Annotated in this window: 27 protein-coding genes and 1 pseudogene; 8 read left to right on the top strand and 20 right to left on the bottom strand. The window is 73.3% G+C overall.

What is annotated here, in order from left to right:
• Positions 1 to 85 precede the first annotated feature (85 nt).
• The 9 genes and pseudogenes from RTG05_RS14910 to RTG05_RS14870 form a co-directional block, all read right to left on the bottom strand.
• Positions 86 to 925, bottom strand: coding sequence for a hypothetical protein (locus RTG05_RS14910; protein WP_166525778.1), 840 nt, complete (start codon positions 923 to 925; stop codon positions 86 to 88).
• A gap of 78 nt (positions 926 to 1,003) precedes the next feature.
• A complete protein-coding gene (locus RTG05_RS14905) occupies positions 1,004 to 1,630 on the bottom strand; it encodes a GyrI-like domain-containing protein (protein ID WP_166525777.1) in 627 nt (208 codons plus the stop codon).
• A gap of 168 nt (positions 1,631 to 1,798) precedes the next feature.
• Entirely contained in the window at positions 1,799 to 2,059 is a 261-nt protein-coding gene (locus RTG05_RS14900; RefSeq protein WP_166525776.1) for a hypothetical protein, read from the bottom strand.
• Between the two features lie 856 nt (positions 2,060 to 2,915).
• Positions 2,916 to 3,509 carry a dihydrofolate reductase family protein gene (locus RTG05_RS14895; protein WP_166525775.1) on the bottom strand — a complete coding sequence of 198 codons (594 nt, stop codon included), beginning with the start codon at positions 3,507 to 3,509 and terminating at the stop codon, positions 2,916 to 2,918.
• Positions 3,510 to 3,693: 184 nt separating this feature from the next.
• Positions 3,694 to 4,308, bottom strand: coding sequence for a GNAT family N-acetyltransferase (locus RTG05_RS14890; protein ID WP_166525774.1), 615 nt, complete (start codon positions 4,306 to 4,308; stop codon positions 3,694 to 3,696).
• Positions 4,295 to 4,843, bottom strand: coding sequence for a DUF2306 domain-containing protein (locus RTG05_RS14885; RefSeq protein ID WP_166525773.1), 549 nt, complete (start codon positions 4,841 to 4,843; stop codon positions 4,295 to 4,297). The genes RTG05_RS14890 and RTG05_RS14885 overlap by 14 nt, the downstream gene beginning before the upstream one ends.
• Positions 4,840 to 5,274 (bottom strand): MarR family winged helix-turn-helix transcriptional regulator, encoded by a 435-nt coding sequence (locus RTG05_RS14880; protein ID WP_166525772.1) that lies wholly within the window; start codon positions 5,272 to 5,274, stop codon positions 4,840 to 4,842. Before RTG05_RS14880 ends, RTG05_RS14885 begins: the two co-directional genes overlap by 4 nt.
• Positions 5,275 to 5,587: 313 nt before the next feature.
• Positions 5,588 to 6,477: pseudogene (locus RTG05_RS14875) on the bottom strand (serine hydrolase domain-containing protein).
• Positions 6,478 to 6,492: 15 nt separating this feature from the next.
• Positions 6,493 to 6,735, bottom strand: coding sequence for a helix-turn-helix domain-containing protein (locus tag RTG05_RS14870; RefSeq protein WP_166529171.1), 243 nt, complete (start codon positions 6,733 to 6,735; stop codon positions 6,493 to 6,495).
• A gap of 517 nt (positions 6,736 to 7,252) precedes the next feature.
• Here RTG05_RS14870 and RTG05_RS14865 point away from each other — a divergent pair.
• Positions 7,253 to 7,945, top strand: a complete 693-nt coding sequence (locus RTG05_RS14865) for a ChbG/HpnK family deacetylase (RefSeq protein WP_208104586.1) — start codon at positions 7,253 to 7,255, stop codon at positions 7,943 to 7,945.
• Positions 7,946 to 8,135: 190 nt separating this feature from the next.
• On the opposite strand, the gene RTG05_RS14860 is transcribed toward RTG05_RS14865, so the two are convergent.
• The 3 genes from RTG05_RS14860 to RTG05_RS14850 form a co-directional block, all read right to left on the bottom strand.
• The gene (locus RTG05_RS14860) at positions 8,136 to 8,831 is read right to left on the bottom strand and encodes an MBL fold metallo-hydrolase (RefSeq protein ID WP_166525770.1); all 696 of its coding nucleotides are present in this window, start codon (positions 8,829 to 8,831) and stop codon (positions 8,136 to 8,138) included.
• 65 nt (positions 8,832 to 8,896) lie between these two features.
• The gene (locus RTG05_RS14855; protein ID WP_315911914.1) at positions 8,897 to 9,181 is read right to left on the bottom strand and encodes a helix-turn-helix domain-containing protein; all 285 of its coding nucleotides are present in this window, start codon (positions 9,179 to 9,181) and stop codon (positions 8,897 to 8,899) included.
• 253 nt (positions 9,182 to 9,434) lie between these two features.
• The gene (locus RTG05_RS14850; RefSeq protein ID WP_208104585.1) at positions 9,435 to 10,196 is read right to left on the bottom strand and encodes a helix-turn-helix domain-containing protein; all 762 of its coding nucleotides are present in this window, start codon (positions 10,194 to 10,196) and stop codon (positions 9,435 to 9,437) included.
• A gap of 132 nt (positions 10,197 to 10,328) precedes the next feature.
• Between RTG05_RS14850 and RTG05_RS14845 the strand changes: the two genes are divergently transcribed.
• On the top strand, positions 10,329 to 10,721 hold the full coding sequence (locus RTG05_RS14845; protein ID WP_315911913.1) for a VOC family protein: 393 nt from the start codon (positions 10,329 to 10,331) through the stop codon (positions 10,719 to 10,721).
• Positions 10,722 to 10,772: 51 nt separating this feature from the next.
• On the opposite strand, the gene RTG05_RS14840 is transcribed toward RTG05_RS14845, so the two are convergent.
• Positions 10,773 to 11,033, bottom strand: coding sequence for a hypothetical protein (locus tag RTG05_RS14840; protein ID WP_166525767.1), 261 nt, complete (start codon positions 11,031 to 11,033; stop codon positions 10,773 to 10,775).
• Between the two features lie 318 nt (positions 11,034 to 11,351).
• Here RTG05_RS14840 and RTG05_RS14835 point away from each other — a divergent pair, with 318 nt between their 5' ends.
• From RTG05_RS14835 to RTG05_RS14825, 3 genes are all read left to right on the top strand, one after another.
• Complete coding sequence (locus RTG05_RS14835) at positions 11,352 to 11,702, top strand: hypothetical protein (protein ID WP_166525766.1); 351 nt, start codon at positions 11,352 to 11,354, stop codon at positions 11,700 to 11,702.
• 595 nt (positions 11,703 to 12,297) lie between these two features.
• Positions 12,298 to 13,089 carry an SDR family NAD(P)-dependent oxidoreductase gene (locus RTG05_RS14830; RefSeq protein ID WP_166525765.1) on the top strand — a complete coding sequence of 264 codons (792 nt, stop codon included), beginning with the start codon at positions 12,298 to 12,300 and terminating at the stop codon, positions 13,087 to 13,089.
• Positions 13,086 to 13,763, top strand: a complete 678-nt coding sequence (locus tag RTG05_RS14825) for an alpha/beta hydrolase (RefSeq protein WP_166525764.1) — start codon at positions 13,086 to 13,088, stop codon at positions 13,761 to 13,763. Before RTG05_RS14830 ends, RTG05_RS14825 begins: the two co-directional genes overlap by 4 nt.
• An 80-nt stretch (positions 13,764 to 13,843) precedes the next feature.
• Here RTG05_RS14825 and RTG05_RS14820 read toward each other — a convergent pair whose 3' ends face one another.
• Positions 13,844 to 15,265, bottom strand: a complete 1,422-nt coding sequence (locus tag RTG05_RS14820) for an NAD(P)/FAD-dependent oxidoreductase (protein WP_166525763.1) — start codon at positions 15,263 to 15,265, stop codon at positions 13,844 to 13,846.
• Positions 15,266 to 15,392: 127 nt separating this feature from the next.
• Here RTG05_RS14820 and RTG05_RS14815 point away from each other — a divergent pair, with 127 nt between their 5' ends.
• Positions 15,393 to 16,043, top strand: coding sequence for an alpha/beta fold hydrolase (locus RTG05_RS14815; protein ID WP_166525762.1), 651 nt, complete (start codon positions 15,393 to 15,395; stop codon positions 16,041 to 16,043).
• Between the two features lie 99 nt (positions 16,044 to 16,142).
• Positions 16,143 to 16,793 (top strand): CBS domain-containing protein, encoded by a 651-nt coding sequence (locus RTG05_RS14810; RefSeq protein ID WP_166525761.1) that lies wholly within the window; start codon positions 16,143 to 16,145, stop codon positions 16,791 to 16,793.
• 160 nt (positions 16,794 to 16,953) lie between these two features.
• On the opposite strand, the gene RTG05_RS14805 is transcribed toward RTG05_RS14810, so the two are convergent.
• The 3 genes from RTG05_RS14805 to RTG05_RS14795 form a co-directional block, all read right to left on the bottom strand.
• On the bottom strand, positions 16,954 to 17,469 hold the full coding sequence (locus RTG05_RS14805) for a plastocyanin/azurin family copper-binding protein (RefSeq protein ID WP_166525760.1): 516 nt from the start codon (positions 17,467 to 17,469) through the stop codon (positions 16,954 to 16,956).
• Between the two features lie 129 nt (positions 17,470 to 17,598).
• Positions 17,599 to 19,215, bottom strand: coding sequence for a DEAD/DEAH box helicase (locus tag RTG05_RS14800; RefSeq protein WP_315911912.1), 1,617 nt, complete (start codon positions 19,213 to 19,215; stop codon positions 17,599 to 17,601).
• Between the two features lie 240 nt (positions 19,216 to 19,455).
• A complete protein-coding gene (locus RTG05_RS14795; protein ID WP_166525759.1) occupies positions 19,456 to 20,499 on the bottom strand; it encodes a GlxA family transcriptional regulator in 1,044 nt (347 codons plus the stop codon).
• A 71-nt stretch (positions 20,500 to 20,570) separates the two neighbouring features.
• Here RTG05_RS14795 and RTG05_RS14790 point away from each other — a divergent pair, with 71 nt between their 5' ends.
• The gene (locus tag RTG05_RS14790; RefSeq protein ID WP_315911911.1) at positions 20,571 to 21,905 is read left to right on the top strand and encodes an MFS transporter; all 1,335 of its coding nucleotides are present in this window, start codon (positions 20,571 to 20,573) and stop codon (positions 21,903 to 21,905) included.
• An 84-nt stretch (positions 21,906 to 21,989) separates the two neighbouring features.
• Here the strand turns inward: RTG05_RS14790 and RTG05_RS14785 are convergent, their stop codons facing one another.
• The 3 genes from RTG05_RS14785 to ppk2 all read right to left on the bottom strand — a co-directional run bounded on the left by RTG05_RS14785 (position 21,990) and on the right by ppk2 (position 25,473).
• Positions 21,990 to 22,856, bottom strand: a complete 867-nt coding sequence (locus tag RTG05_RS14785; protein ID WP_166525757.1) for an endonuclease domain-containing protein — start codon at positions 22,854 to 22,856, stop codon at positions 21,990 to 21,992.
• Positions 22,857 to 23,003: 147 nt separating this feature from the next.
• Positions 23,004 to 24,503, bottom strand: a complete 1,500-nt coding sequence (locus tag RTG05_RS14780; protein WP_166525756.1) for an aldehyde dehydrogenase family protein — start codon at positions 24,501 to 24,503, stop codon at positions 23,004 to 23,006.
• Between the two features lie 37 nt (positions 24,504 to 24,540).
• Entirely contained in the window at positions 24,541 to 25,473 is a 933-nt protein-coding gene (gene ppk2 / locus RTG05_RS14775; RefSeq protein WP_166525755.1) for a polyphosphate kinase 2, read from the bottom strand.
• Positions 25,474 to 25,489: the final 16 nt, after the last annotated feature.

The raw sequence follows: 25,489 nt of genomic DNA, 5'->3' as shown, positions 1-25,489 counted from the left end.
GCGGAGGGGCGTCGGCGGCAGGACGGGCCTGCGGTCGTTCCGGCGTGTCCATGACCGAGGCGTCGACGTGGGCTTCCCGCGTCGGCTAGGGCGTGGGCAGAGTCCGCCGGCGGGCCGCGACCTCGTCGTAGAGGTCCTCGACCGACATCCCGAAGGAGTCCGCGAAGCTCTCCCGCCACGGCTGGCCGCCGGCCACCGCGCGGCAGAAGTCGGCGAACGCGGCGGGCCCGGAGGTCTCGGCCAGTACCCGTGCGCCGAGCTGGAACAGGCCGTAGGCGTCGGCTGCGGCGGCCGAGCTGCGCTCGTAGTCACCGAGCTCGTCGCCCGCCTCGGGCAGCCCGCCGAACCTGCTGATGTGGTCGTCGGCGTCCTGCTGCGTGGCCAGGCCCGCCTGGATCAGGGCCGCGTAGGCGAGGTGCTCGGCCATGCCCTCGAACAGCCACTGCCACTCGTGGTCCTCGCCGTCCCGGAAGCAGCCCAGGTGCGCCTGCAGGTTGTGCACGTGCTCGTGCGCGGCGACGTAGGCCGGATACCGCCGGTCCTCGCTGACGGCCTGGCGCCAACGGGGGTGCGCGGCGTTCAGGCAGATGAAGTCCGCACCGTCGACCCAGGCCGTGGCCACCGACGTCGGACCGAGGAGGAACCCGCAGCCCTGCGACCACGACACGCGCACCTGCACGGGGCCGGGCACGTCCACCCCGACCTCGGCGTCCAGGTAGCCGTCGATCGCGCGCAGCCCGTCGCGCAGCTGCGCCACCTCCCCGGCGGGCACACCGTCTTGCACCTCGAGTCGGAACGGGGTCCCCGCCAGCGGCTGGACGTCGGCCGGAAAGCGGGCCAGCCACGCGACGACCCCACCGGCGACCACCAGGAGGACGACCGTGGCGATCAACCCGGCGCGCAGCCTCCGGGACAGCCGCCTCATGGCCCTCGACCCTAGGCCCGCGCACCCTCGGCCCTGGTCCGACACGTCCCGCCGAGCCCGCCCGTGACGTGCCGCTCGTCACTCGCCAACGGCACGGACGGGCTGCCGCAGGATGGTGCGCAGCCGGTCGGATGCGACCTTGCGGGCATCGCCGAGGTAGATCTCGTGGTGCCGGCCGACCATGCGCAGGCCACGGGCCGGGATGACGTCGTGGTGCATCCGCGCCAGCACGGCCGCCTCGTCGTCGTAGGAGCCGATGTGCAGCGTCTGCACGCACCGGCCCTCGCGGAGGGCCTGCAGGCGGACGTCGTCCAGTCGAGCCGGGTGGTTCTTCGCGCCGGCCTGCCGCACGGCGGTGGCGAAGAGGTCGTGATCGATCCATCCCGGCACCATGATCATCAGCGTCCAGTCCCACCGGGACTTGTCGCGCGAGGTGGTGAAGGACTCCATCTCCTCGGCCCACCACAGCCCTTCCAGTGGCATGACGACGTAGTCGCGTCCCAGGTCGCGCTTGCTGGCGAACTTCAGCTTGTAGGCCACCGGGTAGAGCGCTGCGGCTGCCTGCGTGAACGCCGGCGAGGTGTTGGGGTCCCCGTGCCCGTCGATCATGAGGTACTGCAGCTCGGGGACGTCGACGAGCCGGAACTGGTGGACGGTCGCCTGGTAGGCGTCGAGCTCCTTCCTGAGGTCGATCTTGGTCGTCACCGCTCACCTCCTGTCCCCGCCTGCGCCGTGCTCCTCCGTGCAGGATCATGACGGGGAGAGATCCGGCGCGCACCAACCGGCGTCCCGAGGAGAGATCCCTGTGCCGTGACGTCGGAGCGAGACCTCGGACCTGTCTCTCCAGGCGGCTGTCGGAGACAGGCTGTCTTGCTAGCGCCCTGGTGATCGATCATCGAGCTTGCGCTTGTGGCGGCGCACTTTCTCGGAACGCCAGAGCAGGGAGACCTGTAGGCAGGCGGCCACCACGAGCAGAACCGCGACGTACGGCCGCAACTCCGGCGGCTCCATGCGGACATGGAAGAGGGCGACGGTGCCGCCGATGAGCACCACAAGGCCAAAGAGCAGAAGAGCCTGCATGAGGCGGCTTGCCATCACCGCCGGGGTCTCGTCAGACGAGCACCAGAACTTCATGCTCTCGAACCCGGCTCATCCATGACGCCCCCGATCTTGCGTGCTCGGTGGATGACCCTGACATCGCCCGACCAGGGGACTGCAGCGCCAAGCCCTTGTCCGGACCTTCATCGGCGAGTGCGCGCCGCCGCGCGACCAGTCGCGGCCTGGCTCTCATGCTCCCCTCACGACGAGCTCGGCCGGTGTCCCGTGGCGGTCCTCTGTGCCACCAAGGGACACGGGCGATCTCAGGGCTCCAGTCGGTCTTGCCTTTGTCGCACTGCCCACTCACCGACAGAGCAGAGTCCCACGATGACAGCCGGGGCGATCAGCCAAGCGATGTGCAGGCCGAAGGCAATGGCGTACATCGCGACCACTGTCGCGGCGAAGGCGAGGAGCCTCAGGTGCCACGGCTTCAGTCGGGGCTCGGACATGACGAGATGGTGCTCATCGCGCTTCGCCCGAAGGTGTCCATCGCGTCCGGCTCATCCGATCGAGTGACTTCCAGGTGTCCCGGATGTCCCAGAGGCCGTCTTCGGGGACAGGTCTGCTGTATCGGTCGGCCGTCACCGCACGAGGAACCCGCTACGGCAACGTCTCCGCGGTCGATCTCCTCGCCACCGGCGTCTCGCAGGGGATCTGCTTGCGGGTCGTGTCGCCGCCGGCCTGGGCGGGCGTCGCTGCTGGGCTGGAGTACTGCACACCGGCCCGCGAGGTGCAGCGAGGGTTCCGGGACGGAGCCGGGTGATGGCGCTCAGGACACACCCGGGCCGTTGGGGTGTCGAGTCGGCGTCGAGTCCGGGCCGCGACCCAGGTGTCGGACAACACCTCCTTCCGAGCTCCGAGTCATCACCGGGATCGGCCGCGAGCACTGGTGTCAGCGACGGCTGACGTGCAGGGTGGGCCGGTAGACGAGCTCCTGGATGTCGCCGTCGAGCGTCCGGTTCTCGAGCAGCTCGAGATCGAAGTCGCCGGCACCGCCGAGGACGGGGTCCGTTCCGGTCCTGCCAGTGATCACGGGGAAGATCGTCACCTGGATGCGGTCGACCAGGCCGGCGGCCATCAGGGCCCAGTTCAGCGACAGGCTGCCGTGCGAGCGCAACGGCACCCCGGACTCCTCCTTGAGCCGGGCGACGATGCCGATGGCGTCGCCGCGCACGACAGTTGCATCCGGCCAGTCGAGGGGTCCTTCCAGCGTGGAGGACACCACCGTGGCCGGCATGCTCCGCATCCGGGTGACCCACGGGTCACGCACCTCCGACACCTCGGTGCTCGAGGCCAGCATCTGCACGAACTGTCGAAACGTGGTGGCCCCGAAGACCATCCGCTGCTCCCCGTCGAACGAGGCGAGGCGGTGGTCGAGCAGCTCGGGGCCCTGCTTGCCCCAGTAACCGCCCCAGTCGCCCTCGCCCCCATAGGAGCCGTAGCCGTCGAGGCTGGAGAAGACGTCGAAGGTATAGGTAGCGGTCATGGGGACACGAACCCCAGCACCTCGGTGGAGGACAGCAGCGCGGCGTCCTGGTCAGCCGCCGGAAGCGAGACACTCAGGACCCTCGTCGTCATGGTCATGCCCGAAAAGACCCGGCGTCCCCCCGGAACTCATCGGTCCCGCCCCTCGTACCGCAGAGGATCCCTGACCGGACACCGCGGCGCCCCTACCGGCGCAGGCCTGTGTATGGCGGGCCGCCGGGGAGGTGCTCGAGCCGCGGTGTGATCACGTCGAAGCCGAGGCGTCGGTAGAACTCCTGGTTGGCAGGGTCGGAGGTTTCGACGTAGCACGGGAGCCCTGTGGCGTCGGCTTGCTCCAGACCGGGCCGCAGCACGCGCTGCCCCCAGCCCTGGCGCTGGGCGCGTGGGTGCACGCCGAGCGCCTGCAGGTACCAGTGCGGATCGCCGGGATGGCTGTGTTCGGCGGCAGCGCTGAGCCGCGCGAAGGCCGGGAAGGAGCGCGGGGCGGCCATTGCGGTGCGTAGCAGCGCCGGCGCGGCCCGCGCCTTGCGCGCTGCCGACCACGGGAAGGCCCCTGGCGGCAACCACACGGCGACGGCCAGTGCTCCGTCCCCGTCGCCGGCGATGCTGCTGCCGCCCAGGGCTGCCGCGTCGGCGAGGCTGGCGCGAAGGAACGGCAGCAGGGCACGACGTCGGACCGCGGGGTCGGGCCACAGGTGTCGGAAGGCGGGGTAGTCGGCGTGGCTGGCCGACAGCACGGCCGTCGCCGCGGCGACCTCGCTCTGGTGCAGCGGGCGGACCGCCGCGTCAGCCGGTGCCACTGCGCACTCCCTGGGGTGGACGAGCGCCCGGCTTGACGCGTCGCGGTGCACCGCTGACGACGTCGGGCCTCCGACGGCCCGCGGCATGGGCGAGTGCGACGAGCACGGCGGTGGTGAGAGCGATGGCGGCGGCCGCGCCGAGGGCGCGGAGCGGCTGGGTGACGACGAAGGTGGGTATGAGCCGGTCGGGCACGGCGACAGCGCCGACGAAAGCTGCGACGAGCCCGAAGTAGCTGCCGCGCATGTGCACCCGGTGGGCGCGGACGTCGTGACGGCGGGCCGCGCGGAGGCCTAGGAGGACACCGGCCAGGGTCACGACGGACAGGACGTGGAGGAAGCTGAGGCGCCCGTCGCGCAAGTCGCGGATGGCGAAGGAACTGGTGGCTACGAAGGCCATTCCTGCCACCCAGCACCACCCCGCGGCGCGATGGGCGGCGTCGCCCTTCCTGCGCCGCAGGAGCACCTGGCCACCGAGCCCCAGGCACACCAGAGCGCTGGTCGCGTGCCCCACGAGCAGGACGGTCCAGCCAGTCATCGCCGCACCTCGCTCTCACCGGACTCCAGGGCTGCAACGAGCCGTCGGGTGTAGGTGGCGTACTCCGCGTAGGGCACGCCGCTGCGGGCGACGAGGTCGGCGAAGCGGCCCTCGAGCACTTTCCGGCAGGCCTCGACGCGCTCCTTGCCGGCCGGTGTGAGGGCGAGCCGGCGACGGTTGCCGCCGGCGGGGTCGGGAGCAACGTCCAGGAACCCTTCGTCGGCGAGGACGGCGACCATCCGGCTGGTCGAGGGCTCGGTGACGCCCAGCCGCTCGGCGAGGACCCGTTGGGTGGGGGCTCCCTCGCCGACGAGCAGTAGCGCCAGGAAGCGGCGGTAGGGCAGGCCGAGCTCGGCGCGCAGGATGCGGTCCGCGGCCCTGTCCAGGCGTGCGGTGAGTACGTGCAGATCGAAGGTCAGCGAGCTCGCCACGCACGCAGCCTAAGAGTTCTAAGTTAGAAGGGCAAGACAGGTCCCTGCCCGCTCCTCACATCGACGGGAGGTCCCGGCTAGAACCGCCGAGGGCGGGTCCCGTAGCCGATCCCGTACGGGACGCGGCCACTCCCATCCGCCAAGCCTTGGGCGTCGCCGCAGCGCGTTCCGGCTACGGGACGAGCTTCGCGTCGTCCGATACCCGGTCCTGGGTGAGGTGGAGACCGATGCGGTCGACGCTGCGGGCGGTGTTAGACAGCACGACCGCAGCGCTGCTGTGGTCGGGCGCGAAGCCGGCGAAGGAGCGGAAGCCTCAGGTGCCGCCGTTGTGCCACACGATGCGGCCGCCCGCGGGTGTGTTGAGGATGAGCCAGCAGAGCCCGACCTGGATCCGCGCCGCCAGCCTCGCCTGGGGCTGCTGGGCGAGGGTGAGGGCTTCGCCCAACGCTCCGGGTGGCGGCTGCAGGCAGGCGGCCAGGAAGCGCAGCAGGTCCTCGGCGCTGGAACGCAGGCTGCCGGCCGCGGGCATGAGGTCCTTCAGCGGCGGCCTCAGGCGGCCGTGAGGCGAGTGGCCTGGGAGCAGCCGGTCGACCCGGGTGGCGGGCACGAGCACGGAGGTGTCGGCCATTCCGAGCGGGTCCAGGATCCGCTCGGTCAGCAGCTGCTCGTAGACATGCCGGCGCGGGCGGCGAGCGCGTCGCCGAGCAGCCCGACCGCCAGACTGGAGTAGCGACCCCGCGCGCCGGGGGCGCGGCGTGGACTCTCAGCGGCGACCAGGCGGTGGTAGTCGGTGTCGGTGACCGCCGCCCAGGGGTCCTGGCGGCGCAGGCCCAGCGAGTAGCCCAGTTCGCGTCGGCGCATCGCCTTAGGGGAGTTGGGCAGTCCGCTGCGGTGGGTGGCCAGCTCCAGCAGCGTTGGCTCACGATGGCGCCAGGCCGGCCGCGGCTGGGGAAGGTGGGCCGACAGCGTCTCGCCGAGGGCGACCTCGCCGCGCAGGACCATGTCAGCCAGCAGCACGCCGGTGAAGGCCTTGGTGATCGATCCGATCTCGAACAGCGTCGACCCGTCGAGCGCCGCGCCGTCGGCCGACCAGCCGCCCACGGCTCGTCGTCCGCGGCGGATCGTCCCGGCGACGACGGCGTGGTACCCCGTTCGACCCAGCGCCGCGATCCGCCGGGTGAGTTCCTCGTCGGTTCCGGTCATGCTCACAGTCAGTCCTCAGTCCTCAGTCCTCAGTCCGAGCAGCCCGCGACCGCCGTACTTGCGGTGCACCGTCTGCTTGGACACTCCGAGCTGGGCTGCCACCTCCGCCCAGGACATGCCCAGGTTGCGGGCGCGCCGGACCAGTTGAGCCTCCGTGCGCTCGGTCACTCGGCGGAGTTCCGCGACAGCCCGCAGAGCGCTACGGGGGTCGTCGTCACCGGCCGCCCGGGCGAGTTTGGTCAACTCGGTCACCTCCATGGCGATCACTCCGCACCACTACCGTCAGCATTTTGACGACCGCGGTAGGCGAGCAGTCGGCACCCCGTCAACAAGTGCTGACGAGAGCGGCTCGAAGGCGGTGGGCGGTGGCCGGCACGTCTCGGTGGCCGATCCCCTGTGGGACGGCGCTTGATGCCTACCCCATGGCGCCAGCTGGGCCGGTAGCCGTTCCGCTTGCGGAACGGCTGGCCGTCGGGTGGTCAGGTGCCGACTTAGTTGCCTTGCGACACCATGCCGCTCATGGGGCCGAGCAGCGAAGAAGGGGCCGCTGGCTACGTCGACCTGCGCGCGACCGTCCTGATGCGGTCCGCTATGTCACCGCCGGGCAGTTGCTCGAGGAGGCGGCGCACGAAGTCCTGCAGCGGCTCAGAGAGGCGGGCCTACCGATCCCCGACCGTCGGTAGCCCGTCGCCACCGGTGACGAGCCCCGGCATCGAAGGTCGCAGAGATCCAACACATGCGGTAAGCCACTTGACGGCTGAGTCATGTTGAGGCGGTGGATGCGCCGCCCGGGGCAGCAGCGCCATCGGAGCCCCTGTCCAGCGAGCTGCTGGGCTTCCCCACCGACACCCGCGCTCTGATCGTCAACTGCGATGACCTCGGCATGCACGAGTCGGTGAACGCGGCCGTGTTCGAGGCGGTGCAGGAGGGGATCGCCAGCTCGGCCAGCCTGATGGTGCCCTGCCCGGCAGCCGAACAGGCGATGCACGTGCTTGGCCGTACACCGTCGATGCCCTTCGGTATCCACCTCACCTTGACCCGAGACGGACTTGGTCACCGATGGGCGCCAGTAGTTCCGGCCGCGACCGTGCCCTCCCTGGTCGACGGGAACGGGCTGCTCTTCACCAGCGCCGCCGCACCACAGCTGCTGGCCCAGGCGCGCCTCGAGGACGTCGAACGGGAACTGCGCGCCCAGATCGACACGGTGGCCCGCCGCGGGCTGACGCCCACCCATCTGGACTGGCACGTTCTCGCCGACGGCGGCCGTCCGGACTTCCTGGACCTGACCATGGACCTGGCACGCGAACACGGTCTGGCGGCGCGGGTGTGGCTGGAACCCGGCCGGCGCACAGCCCGCGGTCGTGGGCTGCCCGTCGTCGACCACGACTTCCCGACAGCTTCGCATTGCCCGTGGCAGGCAAGGCGGAGCGCTACGTCGAGGCGCTCCGTTCCCTACCGGCGGGGTTGAGCGAATGGGCGGTACACCCGGCAGTGGGTGAGGAAACTGCAGCGGAGGCCGACCTGGGCTGGGCGGTCCGTCGCTCCGACCACGCTTTCCTGTCGTCCCGCCTCGCTCGCCATGTCCTCGACCAGGAGGACATAGTCGTCCTCGACTACCGGAGCCTGCAGCGTGTCTGGGCGGCGCTGGCGGGGCCGAGTTAGCCGAATGGGTCGGTGGCGCGGCGCAGCGCCAAGGAAGCTGATCCGATCACTGGCTGGCCATGGCCGAAGCAGGCGACCTCGACGTCGAGGGCAGCCAGGTGCTGCAGGGAACGCCATGCGCCGTCGCGGTCGATGTTGAACGGCCCGAGGACAACCTGGCCCTGGTGCTCGGCGATGGTGTCACCAGTAATCAGCAGGCCCGACGCTGGTAGGTGCAGGGCGATGCTGCCGGGCGTGTGCCCCGGCACCGACAGCACCACGGCTTCCTCGCCGAGGTCGAGTACGTCCTGGTCGGCGACTTCTCGATCGACTCGACAGACCGGGGCAGGTCGCAGATCGCCCGCCACGACCGCGTGCAGCTGTTGCTCGGCTGGCGTGAAGGCCGGCGGTGGACCGGGCTGCTCGCCGCGGACGAAGGCAGCGTCACCGGCCCCGACGATGACGCGGGCTCCGGACCAGCCGGCCACGTCGGCCGCCGAGCCTGCATGGTCGTCGTGGAAGTGAGTCAGGACGATGTGGCGCAGCTCCTCTGGCGGTACGCCGAGGTGCTGCAGCGCGGCGCGGATCGCCGGGCCGCTCCCCGGCGGGCCGGTGTCAATCAGCGTGGCTCTTTCGGCGGCGCGCCAAAGGTAGGCGTTGCTGATGCCCAGCGGCAGCAGGTGCAGGCCGGGAAGCACTTCGTGAAGGTCCACGGCCCTGACGCTAGAAGGCAGCGCCGTGAGCAACGACCGTTTTCGCTACAGGGTGATCTCGAGCGTCAGGCAGCCAGGACGAAGTCCCCGCCGCGCACCTTGAGCCTCGGCCGACGGGTGGACAGCTCCCGCAGCACCGCACCGAGGAGTTCAGGGAGAGCTGGGCCAAGCGCAATGCAGATGGCCGCGAGGACCTCAGAGGAGGGCTCCTTGCGGCCGCGTTCAACCTTCGACAGGTGCCCGACCGACACTCCGGCGGCGTCAGCGACCTCGCGAAGCGTCTTGCTCTGGTCCAGCCGCACCTGACGCAAGACCCGCCCAATCAGCTCTCGTAGCAGCACCCAGTTCACCCTGCCAGTACCGAAAGGACCTTCCACTCCACCCCCCTTCATCGAGACGCGACCCAGTCAGCAGTCGTAGTTGAGCCAGGCTGGCGCGAGCCGTCCCGAATGGGGAACCCCCTACGGCCACGCTCGAGGGTCCCGGAAACTCGACGCCCACGTCCCACATGGGGATCCGCTTGCGGTGATCACCCGACATGCTGCTGAAGGACCTCCGCAAAGTCTCATGAGGGTTGGCCTACCGGCAGGCGTCCCGGTGCGATCACCTGCTACCTGAGTCGACGGGCTGTCGCGGGCGACGCCGGTAGGCGCTGGGCGCGCAGCCGACTAGCGCGGCGAAGTCGCGGCCGAAGTGGGCCTGGTCGAACCAACCGTACGTCGCCGCGAGGTCGGCCAGCGACCCGGCGTACCCCTCGTCCAGGGCGGTGACGGCGTCGTGCGTGCGGTAGCGCGCCAGCACCCACTTGGGCCCGACGCCGACGTAGCTCGCGAAGAGCCGCTCGAGTGCGCGGCGGCCGACTCCGTGTCGCTCGACGACCTGGTCGACCCGCAGCAGCGACCGATCGGCCAGCATGTCGGCGACGACGCGCAGCAGCAGGTCATACGACGAGTCGGTCGCGGCGGGCAGGAACGCCCCGAGCGCGGCGCAGGCAGCAGCGGTCGCCTCGGCGGGCGGCATTCCGGCGGTGAGGTCGTCGAGCTTGTCGTGGACGATGACGGGTAGCACGTCCCTGGCCGTGACGGTGCGGTCGACCAGCGCCTTGGCGTCGTGGCCGGTCAGCGCGGTCAGGGCTCCTGGCCGCAGCTTCACGCCGTGCACCCACCCGCGACCGTGCACGTCGACATCGAAGCGGCGGGTGGTCACGCCGGTCACGAGCACCTGCTCGCCGGCGGCCTCGGGTCGGCGCGCGGTGCCGCGTTCGACGGTCACGTTGCACGACGGGTGCGGCACGACCGCGCTCGGGAACGTGGTGCCGGGTGGCAGGTCCCACCGCAGCGTCCAGTGGTACTCGACCCACGGCACGAGCGCCGGCGACGTGTCGGTGCACTGGAGCGCGACGTGGCGAGCGAACTCCTCGGGCCGCAGAATCCCGGCGCGCGTCGTCGTCGCATTTCTCCTAGTCGGCACTCGGCCAGCCTAGGAACGATTGGGGACGTGACTGATGCCGCTGAGACCGCACCGACCGCCACCTTGAAGATGACCACCCTCGACGCCGGGGACGTCGGCGCCGAGGCGACATTCTGGGCCGGCCTGCTCGGCTGGGAGGTCGCCCACCAGCAGGAGGAGTACGCGATGCTGACAGGACCGTCGGGCGCGCCCGCCCTGGGCATCGGGCTCGTCGCTGATCACCGGCCGCCATCGTGGCCCGACGTGGGCGGGCGCAAGCAGTTCCACCTCGACCTCGCCTGCGAGGACATCGCCGCGACCGAGGAACATGCGCTCGGTCTCGGCGCGACGCTCGCGGACCCCCAACCCGGCGAGACCTGGCGGGTGCTGGTCTCGCCGGCCGGGCACCCGTTCTGCCTCACCGACGCCGCGAACTGGTAGGTCTCGCCCACGCCCTTCACAAGTCGCGCACAGGCCGCCGACCTGGGCGGCCTATTGCTCCTCAGTGCGCGGTTCGACGGCCTCGTCACTGTGGATGACGAGGGTGTCGGGCCCTGCTCCCGCGTCCTCAAGCCGCCAGATGAGCTCTCCGACGTGCCGTTGAAGATGCCGCCACTGGTCGTCCGGGTGCGTAGTGCCCCCGTCGAGCTCTCGGTGCTGTGCGAATGCCTGCAGGTAAGCCTTCAATCCCGCCAGAAGCATTATCAGGTCGTATCCAGATAGCTTTACGTCGTACGCCGCGTCAGGATTCATCCCGCCACCTTAGGAAGTCGTCAATACGCCGCCCGTTGAGCGATCCCCCGCCGGGAGGCCGCGTCGGCGCTTGTCCGGTGAGAGGCTGGCGCGGTGATGGCGTGGGACCACAACGCGTGCTACCGGCGTGACGTGCTGGCCGCCGTGCCGCCGGGTACGACGCGGGTACTGGAGTTCGGCTGCGGCGCTGGGTGATTGACCGCCGCGCTCGTGGCCCGCGCCGGTCACGTCGACGGGGCTGAGAGCCAGTCGGGGTGAAGCTTTACGCTCACCTGCCGATCTGTAACAGACTATTATGGCTCGCTTTAGGAGGTCTTCGTGTCGGTCAGCGCAGTTGTTGCGGGTAGTCCGGTGGTCAATCTCGCGTTTCGCCAGGTCCAGGTGAACAGCGCCCAGAAGGCAACGTCGCTCAAGGGCGAGGGACCGGGCGGCACTGAGGGCGCTGAAAGTGATGGCCTCTCCGCGATCGTCAAGGCGCTGAAGAAGCAAATGGACAATGCCCAGAAGGAGCTGCAACGCCTCGTTGAGACGAATGCGGACGAGCAGGCGATCCGGCTGGCAAAGCAAAAGGTGCAGATGTGCGCATCGGCCCTGGCCTCCGCGCTGACGAAGCAAGCCGAGGCCGAGAAGGCGGCACAGCAGGCTGCGACCGGGGATCAGTACATGTAGCGGCACGGTCGGGTGACGCCACCGCTTCGAAGGCACCCTCCGAAAGTTCGCCACCGACTCGGCCAGCCCTTCTGCACTGTGGTTGGCAGCACCGACCACGGAAGAAGGCCGCCTGGCATGCGACGGTGCCGAGTAGTCACGCTGGGGACCTGCTACGGCATGGTCCCGTCCGCTCGATCCTCGCGGCGCCGGCGTCCCGTGGGGGATCCTCGCGCGGGACGCACACAAGGGGAACCCTTACGAGCCAGTCGTTGCGACAACCGCTTGAAAGCGGCGGCCGCTTAAGGACAGTCCGATGCGCTGCCGCAGATACCTTGCTGGCCGTTCCGCAAGCCGAACCCTCACCGGTGTTGGGACAGGTCAGGACGTAGGCCAGGAGGCGGCCGTCCCGGATGAGCCGCCCGGAGACATGCCCGGTGACGGGGCGGCATACGGACGGCTCAGCCGACCGGCTCCGGGAGCGCGGCACGTCCGCCGCCCGCCAGCGGGCCACCTGGGCGGCCACCGGCGACCGGCGCGCGATGGCCCCGGGCACCGTCCGGACGGCGCGCCCGGGGCCGGGTGACCGGCTGGCCGGCGGGGTAGCGGGACGGGCATGACCGAACCCCGTCCCCTCGCCCTCGTCACCGGAGCGTCCAGCGGCATCGGCTTCGAACTCGCCCGCCAGTTCGCCGAGCACGGCTTCGACGTGCTGGTCAACGCCGAGGACACCGGCATCGACACCGCCGCAGCCAAGCTCCGCAGCTCCGGCACGCAGGTGTCGGCCTTCCGCGCCGACCTGCGCACGGCCGAGGGCGTCGAGGCCCTCCACGACGCCGTCCGGGCCACCGGGCGCCCCCTGGCCGCCGCCGCGCTGAACGCCGGCGTCGGCCAGGGCGGGGCGTTCCTCGACAACCCGGTCGAGAAGGAGGTCGAGATCATCGACCTCAACGTGACCTCGACGGTGCGGCTGGCCAAGCTCGTGCTGCGCGACATGGCGGCCCGCGGGGAGGGCCGGGTGCTGTTCACCTCCTCGATCGCCGCGACGATGCCCGGATCGTTCCAGGCCGTCTACAACGCGTCGAAGTCCTTCGTGCAGTCCTTCGCCGAGGCGCTGGCCGAGGAACTCGAGGGCAGCGGCGTCACGATCACCTCGCTGATGCCCGGGCCGACCGAGACGGAGTTCTTCGAGCGCGGCGAGCTCATGGACACCAAGGTCGGCACCAGCCCCAAGGACGACCCCGCCCAGGTCGCCGCCCAGGGCTACGAGGCCCTGATGGACGGCGAGCGGAAGGTGGTCGCCGGTTCGCTGTCGACCAAGGCGCAGGGCCTGGCCAACAAGGTGCTGCCCGACGCGCTCAAGGGCAAGGCGCACCGGCAGATGGCGGAGCCGGGCTCCGGGGAGTGACCAGGCGCGCGGCCGCCGGCCGGCTCACCGCCCGGCCGGTGGCCGCACCCGCTGCCGCCCCCTACGCACCGGGGCTGCACACCGTGGCGCCCGGGCCGCGTGCCCGGACCCGGCTGCTCGTGCCCGGTGGTCCGCCCCGGCCCCGGCCGCTGCTGGTCTTCTTCCACGGCGCCGGCGGCAGCCCGGAGCAGTCCCTGGCCGCGGTCGGCGAGCCGGCCGGCGTCCGCGACGTGCTGGTGCTGGCGCCGGCCTCGGCCACCGCCACCTGGGACCTGCTCGCCGGCGGCCTCGGCCCCGACGTGGCTGCCCTGGACGCCGCACTGGAGTCCGTCCTCGCCCGCCAGGCGGTGACCTCGGTGGCGTTCGGCGGCTTCTCCGACGGCGCGTCCTACGCGCTGAGCCTCGGGCTGGCCCACGGCGAGCTGGTCGACGCCGTCCTGGCCCTCTCACCGGGCTTCGCCGCCCCACCGCGGCTGGCCGGCCGTCCTCGGGTGTGGATCTCGCACGGCACCGACGACCGGGTGCTGCCGGTCGACCGGTGCGGACGGCGACTGGCCCGCGACCTGCACGCGAGCGGTCACCCGGTGACCTACCTGGAGTTCGACGGCGGCCACGTCGTCCGCCCCGAGGACGTCACCGCAGCCCTCACCACCTGGCTGGGCGCACCGGCCTGAGGCCGTGGCGCGCCCCTCCGCGCGCGAGAGGCCCACACCGGCCATTAGCGCGCGAAAGGCCCCCGGCAGGGGGTCCTCGCTCAGGCGGACTCGCGGGTCGTGACGTCGGCCGTCGCGGCGGTGGCGTCCTTGGGGCCGCCGGTCTTGGAGGCCGCGAAACCCGGGCCGAGCTGCTCGAGGGCCAGCCGGCCGTAGACCTGCTGCTGGGTGGCCACCCGCTGGGACCGGCCGCGGCCGAGGAAGCTGACCGCCCAGTGCAGCACCGTGGTGATGCGGCTCTTGAAGCCGACGATGTAGACGAGGTGCACGACCAGCCACAGCACCCAGGCGGTGAAGCCCTCGAACTTCGCGCCCTTGATGTCGGCCACCGCGGAGAACCGCGAGATGGTGGCCATGTTGCCCTTGTCGCGGTAGCGGAACGGGCCGCGCGGCTCACGCCCCCGCGCCCGCCGGACGATGGCGTCGGCGGCGTACCGCCCGCCCTGGATGGCCACCTGCGCCACCCCGGGCAGTCCGCTGGCCACCATGTCACCGACGACGTGCACCTCGGGGTGCCCGGGCAGGGTGAGGTCGGGCAGCACGCTGATCCGCCCGGCCCGGTCGACCTCCGCCCCGGACTGCTCGGCGAGCAGCCGGCCCAGGGGGCTGGCCTGCACACCGGCGGCCCACACCTTGGTGGCCGCCGAGATCCGCCGCACCTCGCCGCCGGCGTCCCTGACCGTCAGGCCGTCGGCGTCCACGTCGGTCACCATGGCGCCGAGCTGCACCTCGATGCCCATCTCGTTCATGTGCCGGCGGGCGCGCTCGCCCAGCTTCTCCCCGAACGGCGGCAGCACCTGCGGCGCGGCGTCGAGCAGGACGACCCGGGCCTGGGTCGGGTCGATGGAGCGGAAGTCGCGGCGCAGCGTGCGGTGGGCCAGCTCGGCGATCTGCCCGGCCATCTCCACCCCGGTCGGGCCGGCGCCGACGACGACGAAGGTCAGCAGCCGGTCGCGCTCGGCCGGGTCGCTGGACAGCTCGGCCAGCTCGAAGGCGCCGAAGATCCGGCCGCGCAGCTCCAGGGCGTCGTCGATGCTCTTCATGCCCGGCGCGAACTGGGCGAAGTGGTCGTTGCCGAAGTAGGACTGGCCGGCGCCGGCGGCCACGACCAGCTCGTCGTAGGGGTGCACCGTGGTGCGGCCCAGGATCGTCGACGTCACGGTCCGGCCGGCCAGGTCCACGTCGGTGACCTCGCCGAGCACGACGCGGGCGTTCTCCTGGTGGCGCAGCACCTCCCGGGTGGCCGGCGCGATCTCGCCCTCGCTGAGGATGCCGGTGGCCACCTGGTACAGCAGCGGCTGGAACAGGTGGTGGCTGGTCTTGCCGATGACGGTGACGTCGACCGGGGCCCTGCGGAGGGCCTTGGCCGCGAACAGCCCGCCGAAGCCGGAGCCGATGACGACGACCCGCAGCCGACCGGACGGGGAGGCGCCGGCGGGGCCGGTCACCGGTGGTGTCGTCATGATGACCTCAGTCTCCCACCTCGGGGTCTCCCGCCCGGGCCGGCCAGGAGCGATCCGGACCACACGCGTCCGACGTGGTGACCTACCCGCCGCCGGGCCGCTCACTCCGTCGCGGTAGACCGGTCCGGTGCCCGCACCCGCGCCCCGGCCGGTCCTCGTCCCCGGCCTGGGCCTCGACGCCCGCTCCTCGGCGCGGCTGCGGGCGGAGCTGGCGGCCGACGTCGTCCTGCTGCCCGGGATGGGGCGGTCCGGCCCGGTGCCCCCGGTGGACCGGCTGGCCGGCCTGCTGCGGGGCCGGCTGGGGGAGGGGCCGGTGTTGCTGGTCGGGCACTCGCAGAGCTGCCAGGTGGTGGTCGCCGCGGCCGGCGACCCGCGGGTGGCCGGGCTGGTGCTGCTCGGGCCGACCACCGACCCCCGGCTGCGGTCGGTGCCGCGGCTGGTGCGGGCCTGGCTGGCCACGGTGGTGCGCGAGCCGTGGTGGCAGCTGCCGCTGGTCCTCCTCCAGTGGCTGACCACCGGACCGGTCGCCATGCGGCAGCTGTGGCGGGTGGCCGCGCCGGACCCGATCGACGTCCGGCTGCGGGCGGTCGCGGTGCCGGTGACCGTGGTCCGGGGCACCCGCGACCGGCTGTGTCCGCACGACTGGGCCGCCGCGCTGGCCGCCGCGACCCCGGCCGGCCGGCTGGTCGAGCTGCCCGGGGCGGCGCACATGACGGTGCAGACCCACCCGCGGGAGGTGGCGCGGCTGCTGCGCCGGGCCGGCGCCGGGCCGGCCTGACCCGTCCGCCACCGGGCCCGTGCCGGTTTCCGACGCCGGCAGGACGGTCATCCACCAGCTGCGCCCGACCCGTCGACCGACCGAGACCGAGGAGGGCCCGTGCAGGCCAGGGACGTCATGACCCGCGACGTGGTGACCGTGCACCCGGGGACGTCGGTCCGGGACGCGGCGCAGGCCATGGCCCGGGGCGGGTTCGCCGCGCTCCCGGTCGTCGACGACGGCCGCCTGGTCGGCATCGTCGCCGAGGCCGACGTGCTGCGCGACCGGGTGCCCGAGGACCCCCGGCTGCACCTGCGCCGCGACGACGCGGCGCCGACGCCGCCGCCGTCCCCCCTGGTCGGTGGGGTCATGACCACCGCGGTCCGGTCGGTCGGGGCGGCCGCCGACGTCGCCGACATCGCCCGCCTGCTGGTGCACGAGCGGCTGCGCAGCGTGCCGGTCGTCGACGGGGACCGGCTGGTGGGCATCGTCAGCCGCCGTGACCTGCTGCGGACCCTCGTCCGCCCGGACGCGGAGATCGCCGAGGAGCTGCGGCGGCTGGTGGAGCGCTACACCGGGGAGCTCGACGCGTGGTCGGTGACCGTCGCCGACGGGGCGGCCACCGTCCGGCGCACCCGGGGCGCAGCGCAGCCCTCGGCCGGGGTCGAGCAGCAGGCGCTGGCCGCGCTCGCCCGCACCGTCGGCGGGGTGGTGGGCGTGCGCGTCACCACCGGGACGCCGGACGGCGGGGACCCGGCGCCCGCGGACTGAGGCCGCCGGAAGCGCCGGGCCCGCCTCGCGGCGCGGGGAGGTCGCGCCGGTGCGTGTCACGATGTGCGCGTGGCCCACTCCTCCGCCTCGGCCGGCGCGCTGCTGCGCCACGTGCGCACCGGCCGCGCGCGCAGCCGGGCGGACCTGGAGGACCTGGTTGTCAGGCGCCGATGCTGACCGGCGTCTCCATGCCCTGGGCGCGGTGGCTGCCCACCGAGCAGTAGAAGACGTAGTCGCCGTCCTCCAGGGTCACCTCGAGGGTGGCCGACTCGCCTGCCTGCAGCACCTCGGTCCCGGTGACGTCCTCGCCGTCCCGCTCGACGATCAGGTTGTGTGGCAGCTGGCCGTCGTTCACGACCTCGAAGGTGTACGTCCCGGGCGTGGCGACCTCGCCGCCGAGCTCGATGTACATCTCGCCGAGGCTGGCCGCGACCGTCTGGGCCTCGGCCTCGGCGGGGCTCTCCGCGGCCGAGGAGGGAGCCGGCGTGCCCGCCTCCGCGCTGCTGGACGGGGCCGCGCTGCTCATCGGAGCCTCGCTGCTCGCCGGGGCCTCGGCGGTGCCCTCGCCGGCGGTGCCCTGGTCGGCGGAACACCCGCTGACCAGGACGGCACCGGCGACCAGGACCAGCGCGGCGGCGCGGCGGGCGGAGCGGGTGGGACCGGTCGGGTGCGACACGCGGGCCTCCAGGGTCGGGCGGCGGACCACCCGGACGGCGGTCCCGCTCAGGACTGATGGTGCAGGAGCCGGAGCCGGTCCTGCACCCGGCGTTCGACCGTCACCGGTCCACCGGATTGCCGGCGGTGCTCAGCGGCTCCCGCGACGCGAGCGCCCGCTGAACGACGACGCCGAGTGGGTGCCCGCCCGGGCGGCCAGCTCGGCCCGGGTGCGCGCCGGGCCCGTCGTCCGCGCCTGCCCGCGGGCGGACGCCGACGTCCCGCCGCCGGCCGGGGTGCCCGCCTGGCCGCCGGAGCGGCCCGACCCGCCGGCCGGCCGACGCCGCCGGCCGCCGCCCTGGCCCTGCGGCTGGGGCTCCGGTGCGGGGGCCGGCTCGACGTGCGGTGCGGCCGGCCCGGTCAGCTCGGTGATCTCGGCCGCGCCGGGGCGCACCGCGTTCACCGTCGGGGTGATGCCGGCCTGCCGGGCGAGGGTGCGCACCTCACCGGCCTGGTCGGGCGTGGTGACGGTGACCACCGCGCCGCCGGCGCCGGCGCGGGCGGTGCGGCCCGAGCGGTGCAGGTAGGCCTTGTGCTCCGTCGGCGGGTCGACGTGCACGACGAGGGCGACGTCGTCGACGTGGATGCCGCGGGCGGCGATGTCGGTGGCGCACAGCACCCGGATCTCACCGCTGCTGAAGGCCTCGAGGTTGCGCTCGCGGGCGTTCTGGCTGAGGTTGCCGTGCAGGTCGACGGCCGGGACGCCGGAGGCGGTCAGCTGCTTGGCCAGCTTCTTGGCCTGGTGCTTGGTGCGGGTGAACAGCACGCTGCGGCCCAGGCCCGAGGCCAGCTCGCGGACGACGGCCGGCTTGTCGGCGGCCTCGACCCGCAGCACGTGGTGGGTCATCGTCGACACCGGCGCGACGGCGGGGTCGACCGAGTGCGTGGTGGGGCTGGTCAGGTAGCGCTTGACCAGCACGTCGACGCCGTTGTCCAGGGTGGCCGAGAACAACATCCGCTGGCCGGTCTTCGGCGTCCGGTCCATCAGCCGCTTGACGCCGGGCAGGAAGCCCAGGTCGGCCATGTGGTCGGCCTCGTCGAGGATGGTGATCTCGACGGCACCCAGGTCGGCGTGCCCCTGGCCGATGAGGTCCTCCAGCCGGCCGGGGCAGGCGATCAGCACGTCGAGGCCGGCGGCCAGCGCCTGCACCTGCGGGTTCTGCCCCACGCCGCCGAAGACGACGGCGGTGCGCATGCCCAGCGCGCGGGCCAGCGGGTCGACCACGGCGGCGACCTGGTTGGCCAGCTCACGGGTCGGCACCAGGATCAGCGACCGCGGCCGGCGCGACTGCCGGGGGCTGTCGGAGGCGGCCAGCCGGGCGACCAGCGGGAGGCTGAAGGCCAGGGTCTTGCCCGAGCCGGTGCGCCCGCGGCCGAGCACGTCGCGCCCGGCGAGGCTGTCCGGCAGCGTGGCCACCTGGATGGGGAACGGGGCGGTGATGCCGCTGGCGGCGAGCACCTCGACCAGCGGGGCGGGCACGCCGAGGGCGGCGAAGGTGGTGTCGGTCGGCAGCACGGTGGCGTCACGGCCGACGGGGACGCCACCGGTGGGGACCACCGGCGGGGCGGGCACCGGGGCCTGCGCGGCGGCGGGGGCCTGCTGCGGCGCGCCGGCCGGACGGCCGCCGCGGCCGCGGCCACCGCGGCTGCGCCGGGGTCGGTCGGTGCCGCCGGTGGCGGGGCGGGCGGGGTGCTGGGGGGAGGTCATGGGTTCCTCGAGGTCAGAGTGGCCGCCGGGCACCTCGGGGAGCGCGAGCGCAGGCGCACCTGCACGGGACAGGGCGGGCTCGGCTCGTCGGCGAGACGTCGGTCAGCCGGGCGCACCGGGGTGGCGCAGCCTCAGCCCGACGTCGGTCCATGCCGCTCCGGATGAGCGAGGGCGGCGCCGGTACACCCCACTCAACCAGATGCGGTGCGCGACTGTGCCTGAACGCGCAGGAGGCGCCGCTCACACGGGTGAGGCGCCGCTCACAGCCCCACCGCGGTAGGTGCGACGGTAGGTGCCCGGGGCCACGCCGATGCTGGCCCGCAGGTGCTGGCGCAGGGAGGCCGGCGTGCCGAAACCGGCCTGGGTGGCGACCCGGTCGATCGGCGCGTCGGTGGACTCCAGCAGCTGCCGGGCCAGCGCGATCCGCTGCCCGGCCAGCCAGCGCAAGGGGGAGACCCCGGTCTCGTCGCGGAAGCGGCGGGTGAAGGTGCGCACGCTCATCCGGGCGTGCGCGGCGAGGTCGGCCAGGGTCAGTGGCCCGTCCAGCCGCTCGACGGCCCAGGCGCGGGTGGCCGCCGTCCCGGCGTCGCCGGCCTCGGGCAGCGGCCGCTCGACGAACTGGGCCTGCCCGCCCTCCCGCCACGGGGCGACGACGTTGCGGCGGGCCACCTGGTTGGCCACCCCGGAGCCGTGGTCGCGGCGCACCAGGTGCAGCAGCAGGTCGATGCCGGCGGCGTTGCCGGCGGAGGTGAGCACGTCGCCGTCGTCGACGAAGAGCACGCCGGGGTCCAGCCGGACGGCGGGGAACAGGCGCTGGAAGGCCGCGGCGTGCATCCAGTGCGTCGTCGCCGGCCGGCCGTCGAGCAGCCCGGCGGCGGCGAGCACGAAGGCGCCGGTGCAGATCGACACCATCCGCGCGTGCTCCGCGGCGGTGCGCAGCGCGTCGGCGAGCCCGTCCGGGAGCGTGCCGTCGGCCATGGCCGGCCCGCCCTGCACCCCGGGGACGACGACCGTGTCGGCCCCGGCCAGCAGGGTGGCGTCGTGCTCCGGGGTGACCGAGTAGCCGGCCGAGGTGCGCACCGGGCCGCCGTCCAGCGTGGCCACCCGCACCCGGTAGAGCCGGTGGCCGTCGTCGTCCACCGCGGACTCCAGCAGCCGGTGCGGCAGGCCGAGCTCGAAGCCGATCGTGCCGGGCAGCGCGAGGACGGCGACCTCGTGCCGCCGGCCCGGTGTCGTGGCCGGTGTCGTGGCCGGTATCGTGGCCGGTGTCGTGGCCTGCGTCATGGCCGGATCCTTGCACGCGTTGGCCAGCGGGCCACTGTCCGGCCGGCTGCCCGTCGGCCATGCTGACCGCCGTGACCCGCACCGCCGCGACGAGCACCGCCGCGCCGCGCAGGACCGGCGTCCACCCCGCCTGGTGGGTCGCCGCGGTGACCTTCCTGGCGCTGGTCGGGGCCGCGGCGTTCCGCGCGGTGCCCGGGGTGCTCATCGACCCGCTGCGGGCGGAGTTCGGCTGGTCGGTCACCACCATCTCCGCCGCCGTCGCGGTCAACATGGCGCTCTACGGGCTGACCGCCCCGTTCGCCGCGGCGCTGATGGAGCGGTTCGGCATCCGCCGGGTCGTCGTCGCGGCACTGCTGCTCACCGCCCTCGGCAGCGGGCTGACCGTGTTCATGACCGCCAGCTGGCAGCTGGTGCTGCTGTGGGGCTTCGCCGTCGGGCTGGGCACCGGGTCGATGGCGCTGTCGCTGGTCGCCACCGTCACCGGGCGGTGGTTCGTGGCCCGCCGCGGCCTGGTGTCCGGCGTCCTCACCGCCGGCGGGGCGACCGGGCAGCTGGTGTTCCTGCCGCTGGTCGCCTGGGCCGACACCACCTGGGGCTGGCGCTCGGCGTCGCTGGGCACCACCGCCGCGGCGCTGGCCGTCGTCCCCCTCGTGCTGTGGCTGCTGCGCGACCGGCCGCGCGACGTCGGCGCCATCCCCTACGGCGGGACCGCCGCCGACGACGTCGACCCGGTGCGCACCGGCGCGGCGCGGACGGCGGTGCGCGGGCTGGTCTCGGCTGTGCGGACGACGCCGTTCTGGCTGCTGGCCGGCGGCTTCTTCATCTGCGGGCTGTCGACCAACGGGCTGGTGCAGCCGCACTTCATCCCGGCCGCGCACGACCACGGCATGCCGATCACCACCGCGGCCTGGCTGCTGGCCCTCGTCGGGGTCTTCGACATCGCCGGCACCGTGCTGTCGGGCTGGCTCACCGACCGGGTGGACCCCCGACTGCTGCTGCTGGCCTACTACGGGCTGCGCGGGATGTCGCTGTTCCTGCTGCCGGCCCTGTTCGGGCCCGAGCTGCAGGTCAGCATGATCGCGTTCATCGTCTTCTACGGCCTGGACTGGGTGGCCACCGTGCCGCCTACCCTGGCGCTGTGCCGGGAGTTCTTCGGCGCCCGCGCGCCGGTGGTGTTCGGCTGGGTGTTCGCCTCCCACCAGCTCGGCGCGGCGTTCGCGGCCTTCGGGGGTGGGGTCGTCCGCGACGTCACCGGCTCGTACGACCTGGCCTGGTTCCTGGCCGGGGCGCTGTGCGTCGCGGCCGCGGCCATGTCCTTCCTCATCCCCCGGACCGCACCGGCCGTCGTCGGCAGCGCGCTCCCGACCGACCGCGACGAGGCCGCGGCCGCCCAGGCCCACGGCTGACCGCCAATATCGCGATAAGGGCGGTCCGATTGCGAATATCGCGATAAAGGCGGTCCGATCGGCGATGTCGCGATGAGGGCAGGGTCAGGAGGCCGCGAGCGCGAGGCGGACCCTGCTCACCAGTTCCTCGAGGTCACGCATGTCGGCGGCGGTCACGCGGATGACCCGCCAGCCGGCGGCCCGCAGCTGCTCCAGGCGGACGTCGTCCCGAGGGACCTGGTCGTCGGTGAAGTGGTGGGCGCCCTCGTACTCGACGGCGAGCCGCGCCTCGGGCCAGGCCAGGTCCACACGGGCGAGGAAACGGCCGCGGTGAAAGACCTCGAACTGGGGCACGGGTTCCAGCCCGGCGAGCACGAGAGCCACCCTCAGCCGTGACTCCTGGGGGGACTCGGCCCGGGGGTCCACCAGCGGTACGGCCCGCCGCACGCGGCTGACACCCCAGCGCCCACCGCCGTCCTGGAGCAGGCGCCCCAGGTCGGCCACGGACACCTCCTTCGCGCGGACCATCGCGTCCAGGGCAGCGACGGCGGTCGTCAGCGGTTCGAGGGCCATGACGTCCCACGCCGTCCGCAGGACCGTCGTGACCGGGACGTCGTCGATGACGACGACGTCCGTCGGTGGCAGGTGGGCGTGGTGGAGTCGGACCTCCCGGGGACCGCGCCACCGGACGTCCTCCGGGCACACCACGGTCACCGGGGCCCCGGGCGACGCAAAGGGGGCGCCGTACCACGCGGCCGCGGAGTGCCCTCCGACAGCCGCGCGAGCGGGCATGACCAGGGCGGCGCCGCGGCAGCGCAGCCGGTGGTCGAGCGGCAGCGCGGGGTCGGCGTAGACGCCCTGCACGAGCCGGCGGTAGCTGCGGGTGCGCAGCTGGCTGCGCGTGAGGAAGCCGTCGGCGACGGCGTGGCTGCCGATGAAGACGCCGGTCAGGAGGCGACGTGGTGCGGGCACCCGGCCAGCTTGGGACACGGAGACGCCTCGGCCGACCGTCGTCCACAGGCTCCGGGTGCCGTCCCGGGGGGGGGGGGGGTGCCGTCATCGCGGCGTCGGCAGACGGATCGCCAATACCCCGATATGTGCGGTGGGGGAGTGGGGCGGTCAGCGGTGGCGGCCGTGCACGAGGGTCATCACGCGGGCCAGCGCGTCGGCGGCGCCCGCGGGGCGGGTGAAGCTCATCAGGTCGACGGGCAGCGGGAAGCGCTGCCGGGTGATCGCCTTGGCGCGGGTGAACTCGCGCAGCCCGTCCGCCCCGTGGATGCGGCCGAAGCCGCTGTCGCCCACACCGCCGAACGGCAGCGCGGGCACCGCGGCGAAGGTGAGCACCGAGTTGACCGAGGTCATGCCACTGCGCATCCGGCGGGCGAGGTCCATCGCCCGCGCCCGGGACCGGGAGAACACCGCGCCGGCCAGGCCGTGCGGGTTGGCGTTGGTGCGCGCCAGGGCCTCCTCGGCGTCACGCACCCGGGTGATGGTGAGCGTCGGGCCGAAGGTCTCCTCGCGCACCGCGGCCGACGTCTCGGGCACGTCGAGCAGCACCGTCGGCGCGACGAGGCGGCCCTCGACCGTGCCGCCGGCGACCACCCGCCCGCCCGCGGCCAGCGCGTCGTCCAGGTGCCGGCGGACCACGTCGGCCTGCGCCGCCATCGTCATCGGACCGTAGGCGGCCCCGTCGCCGGTGCCCGGCCGCAGCCCGCGGACCCGCTCGGTCACCTCGGCGACGAACCGGTCGTAGACGGCGGAGGTGGCGTAGACCCGCTCGATGCCGATGCAGGTCTGCCCGGCGTTGCTCATCGCGCCCCACACCGCGGCGGACGCGGCGGCGGCCACGTCGGCGTCGTCGTCGACGATCATCGCGTCCTTGCCGCCGAGCTCCATGAGCACCGGCGTGAGGGTCTCCGCGCAGGCGGCCATGACCCGCCGGCCGGTGGCCGCCGACCCGGTGAAGGCCAGCTTGCCCACGCCGGCGCGGCACAGGGCCGCGCCGGTCTCCCCGGCACCGGTGACGACCTGCAGGGCGTCGGCCGCGTCCGGGACGGCGGTCCGCCAGGCGTCGGCCAGCCACACGCCGACGGCCGGGGTGTGCTCCGACGGCTTGAGGACGACGGCGTTGCCGGCGGCCAGCGCGTAGGCGATCGAGCCCATCGGCGTGAACACCGGGTAGTTCCACGGGCCGATGACGCCGACGACGCCCAGCGGCTGGTACTCCAGCCACGCCGCGTGGTTGGCCGCCAGCAGGCCGGGGGCGACCCGGCGGCGGCCCAGCACCCGGCGGGCGTGCCGCCCGGCCCAGGCCAGGTGGTCGACGGCGAGGGTCACCTCGAGGACGGCATCGGCGTGCGGCTTGCCGGTCTCCCGGTGCACCAGGTCGGCCAGCTCGTGCGCCCGCCGGGCCAGGGCACCGCGGTAGGCGGCCAGCCGCCGGCGGCGGTCGTCGAAGCCGAGGCCGGCCCAGGCGGCCGCGGCGTCCCGCGCCCGTCCGACCGCGGCGGCGACGTCGTCGGCGTCGTGCACCGGGAACTCGCCGACGACCGCGCCGGAGGCCGGGGCGGTCGAGGTGAGGGTCGGGCGGGTGGTGGACCGGGCTGCACCGAGCGACACGGGACGGCAGGCTACCGCCGGGTGGCCGGAGGGCCGGTCAGTGTGCCGGCGCGAGCTCGTGCTGCCCGAGGGCCTCCCGGTCGGACTCCAGGACGTCGGCGGCGGCCACCACGATGTTCGGGTCCGGCGTCCCGACCACCGCCTCGTCCTTGCCGTCGTAGGGCATCGCGGCGAGGACGAAGCGCAGCGCCTCCAGCCGGGCGCGCTTCTTGTCGTTGCTCTTGACCACCGTCCACGGCGCGTGCGCGGTGTCGGTGGCGGCGAACATCGCCTCCTTGGCCGCCGTGTAGTCGTCCCACCGGTCCAGGGAGGCCAGGTCGGTGGGGGAGAGCTTCCACTGCCGCACCGGGTCGATCCGGCGCACGATGAACCGGGTGCGCTGCTCGCGCCGGGAGACGGAGAACCAGAACTTCACCAGCCGGACGCCGCTGTCGACGAGCATCCGCTCGAACTCCGGCGCCTGGCGCACGAACCGCTGGTACTGCTCGTCGGTGCAGTAGCCCATGACCCGCTCGACGCCGGCGCGGTTGTACCAGGACCGGTCGAACAGCACGATCTCCCCGGCGGCCGGCAGGTGGGACACGTAGCGCTGGAAGTACCACTGGGTCTGCTCGCGCTCCGAGGGCTTGTCCAGCGCCACCACCCGGGCGCCGCGGGGGTTGAGGTGCTCGGTGAAGCGCTTGATGGTGCCGCCCTTGCCGGCCGCGTCGCGGCCCTCGAACAGGACGACGAGCTGCTGGCCGGTGTCCTTCACCCAGCTCTGCAGCCGCAGCAGCTGGATCTGCAGCCGGCGCTTCTCCCGCTCGTAGTCCCGGCGGGCCAGCCGCTCGGGGTAGGGGTAGCCCTCCCGCCAGGTCTCGATGCGCCGGCCGTCGGGCCCGAACAGCTCGCCGTCGTCGTCCCAGTCCTCGTCGGACCCGTCGTCGGGCAGGGCCTGCAACCGGTACCGCGAGACGTCGATCTCGGACATGCAGCGGGGGTTACCC

It is taken from the genome of Geodermatophilus sp. DSM 44513 (assembly GCF_032460525.1).
Taxonomy (GTDB): Bacteria; Actinomycetota; Actinomycetes; order Mycobacteriales; family Geodermatophilaceae; genus Geodermatophilus.
This window is presented reverse-complemented; position numbering and strand designations above follow the sequence as displayed.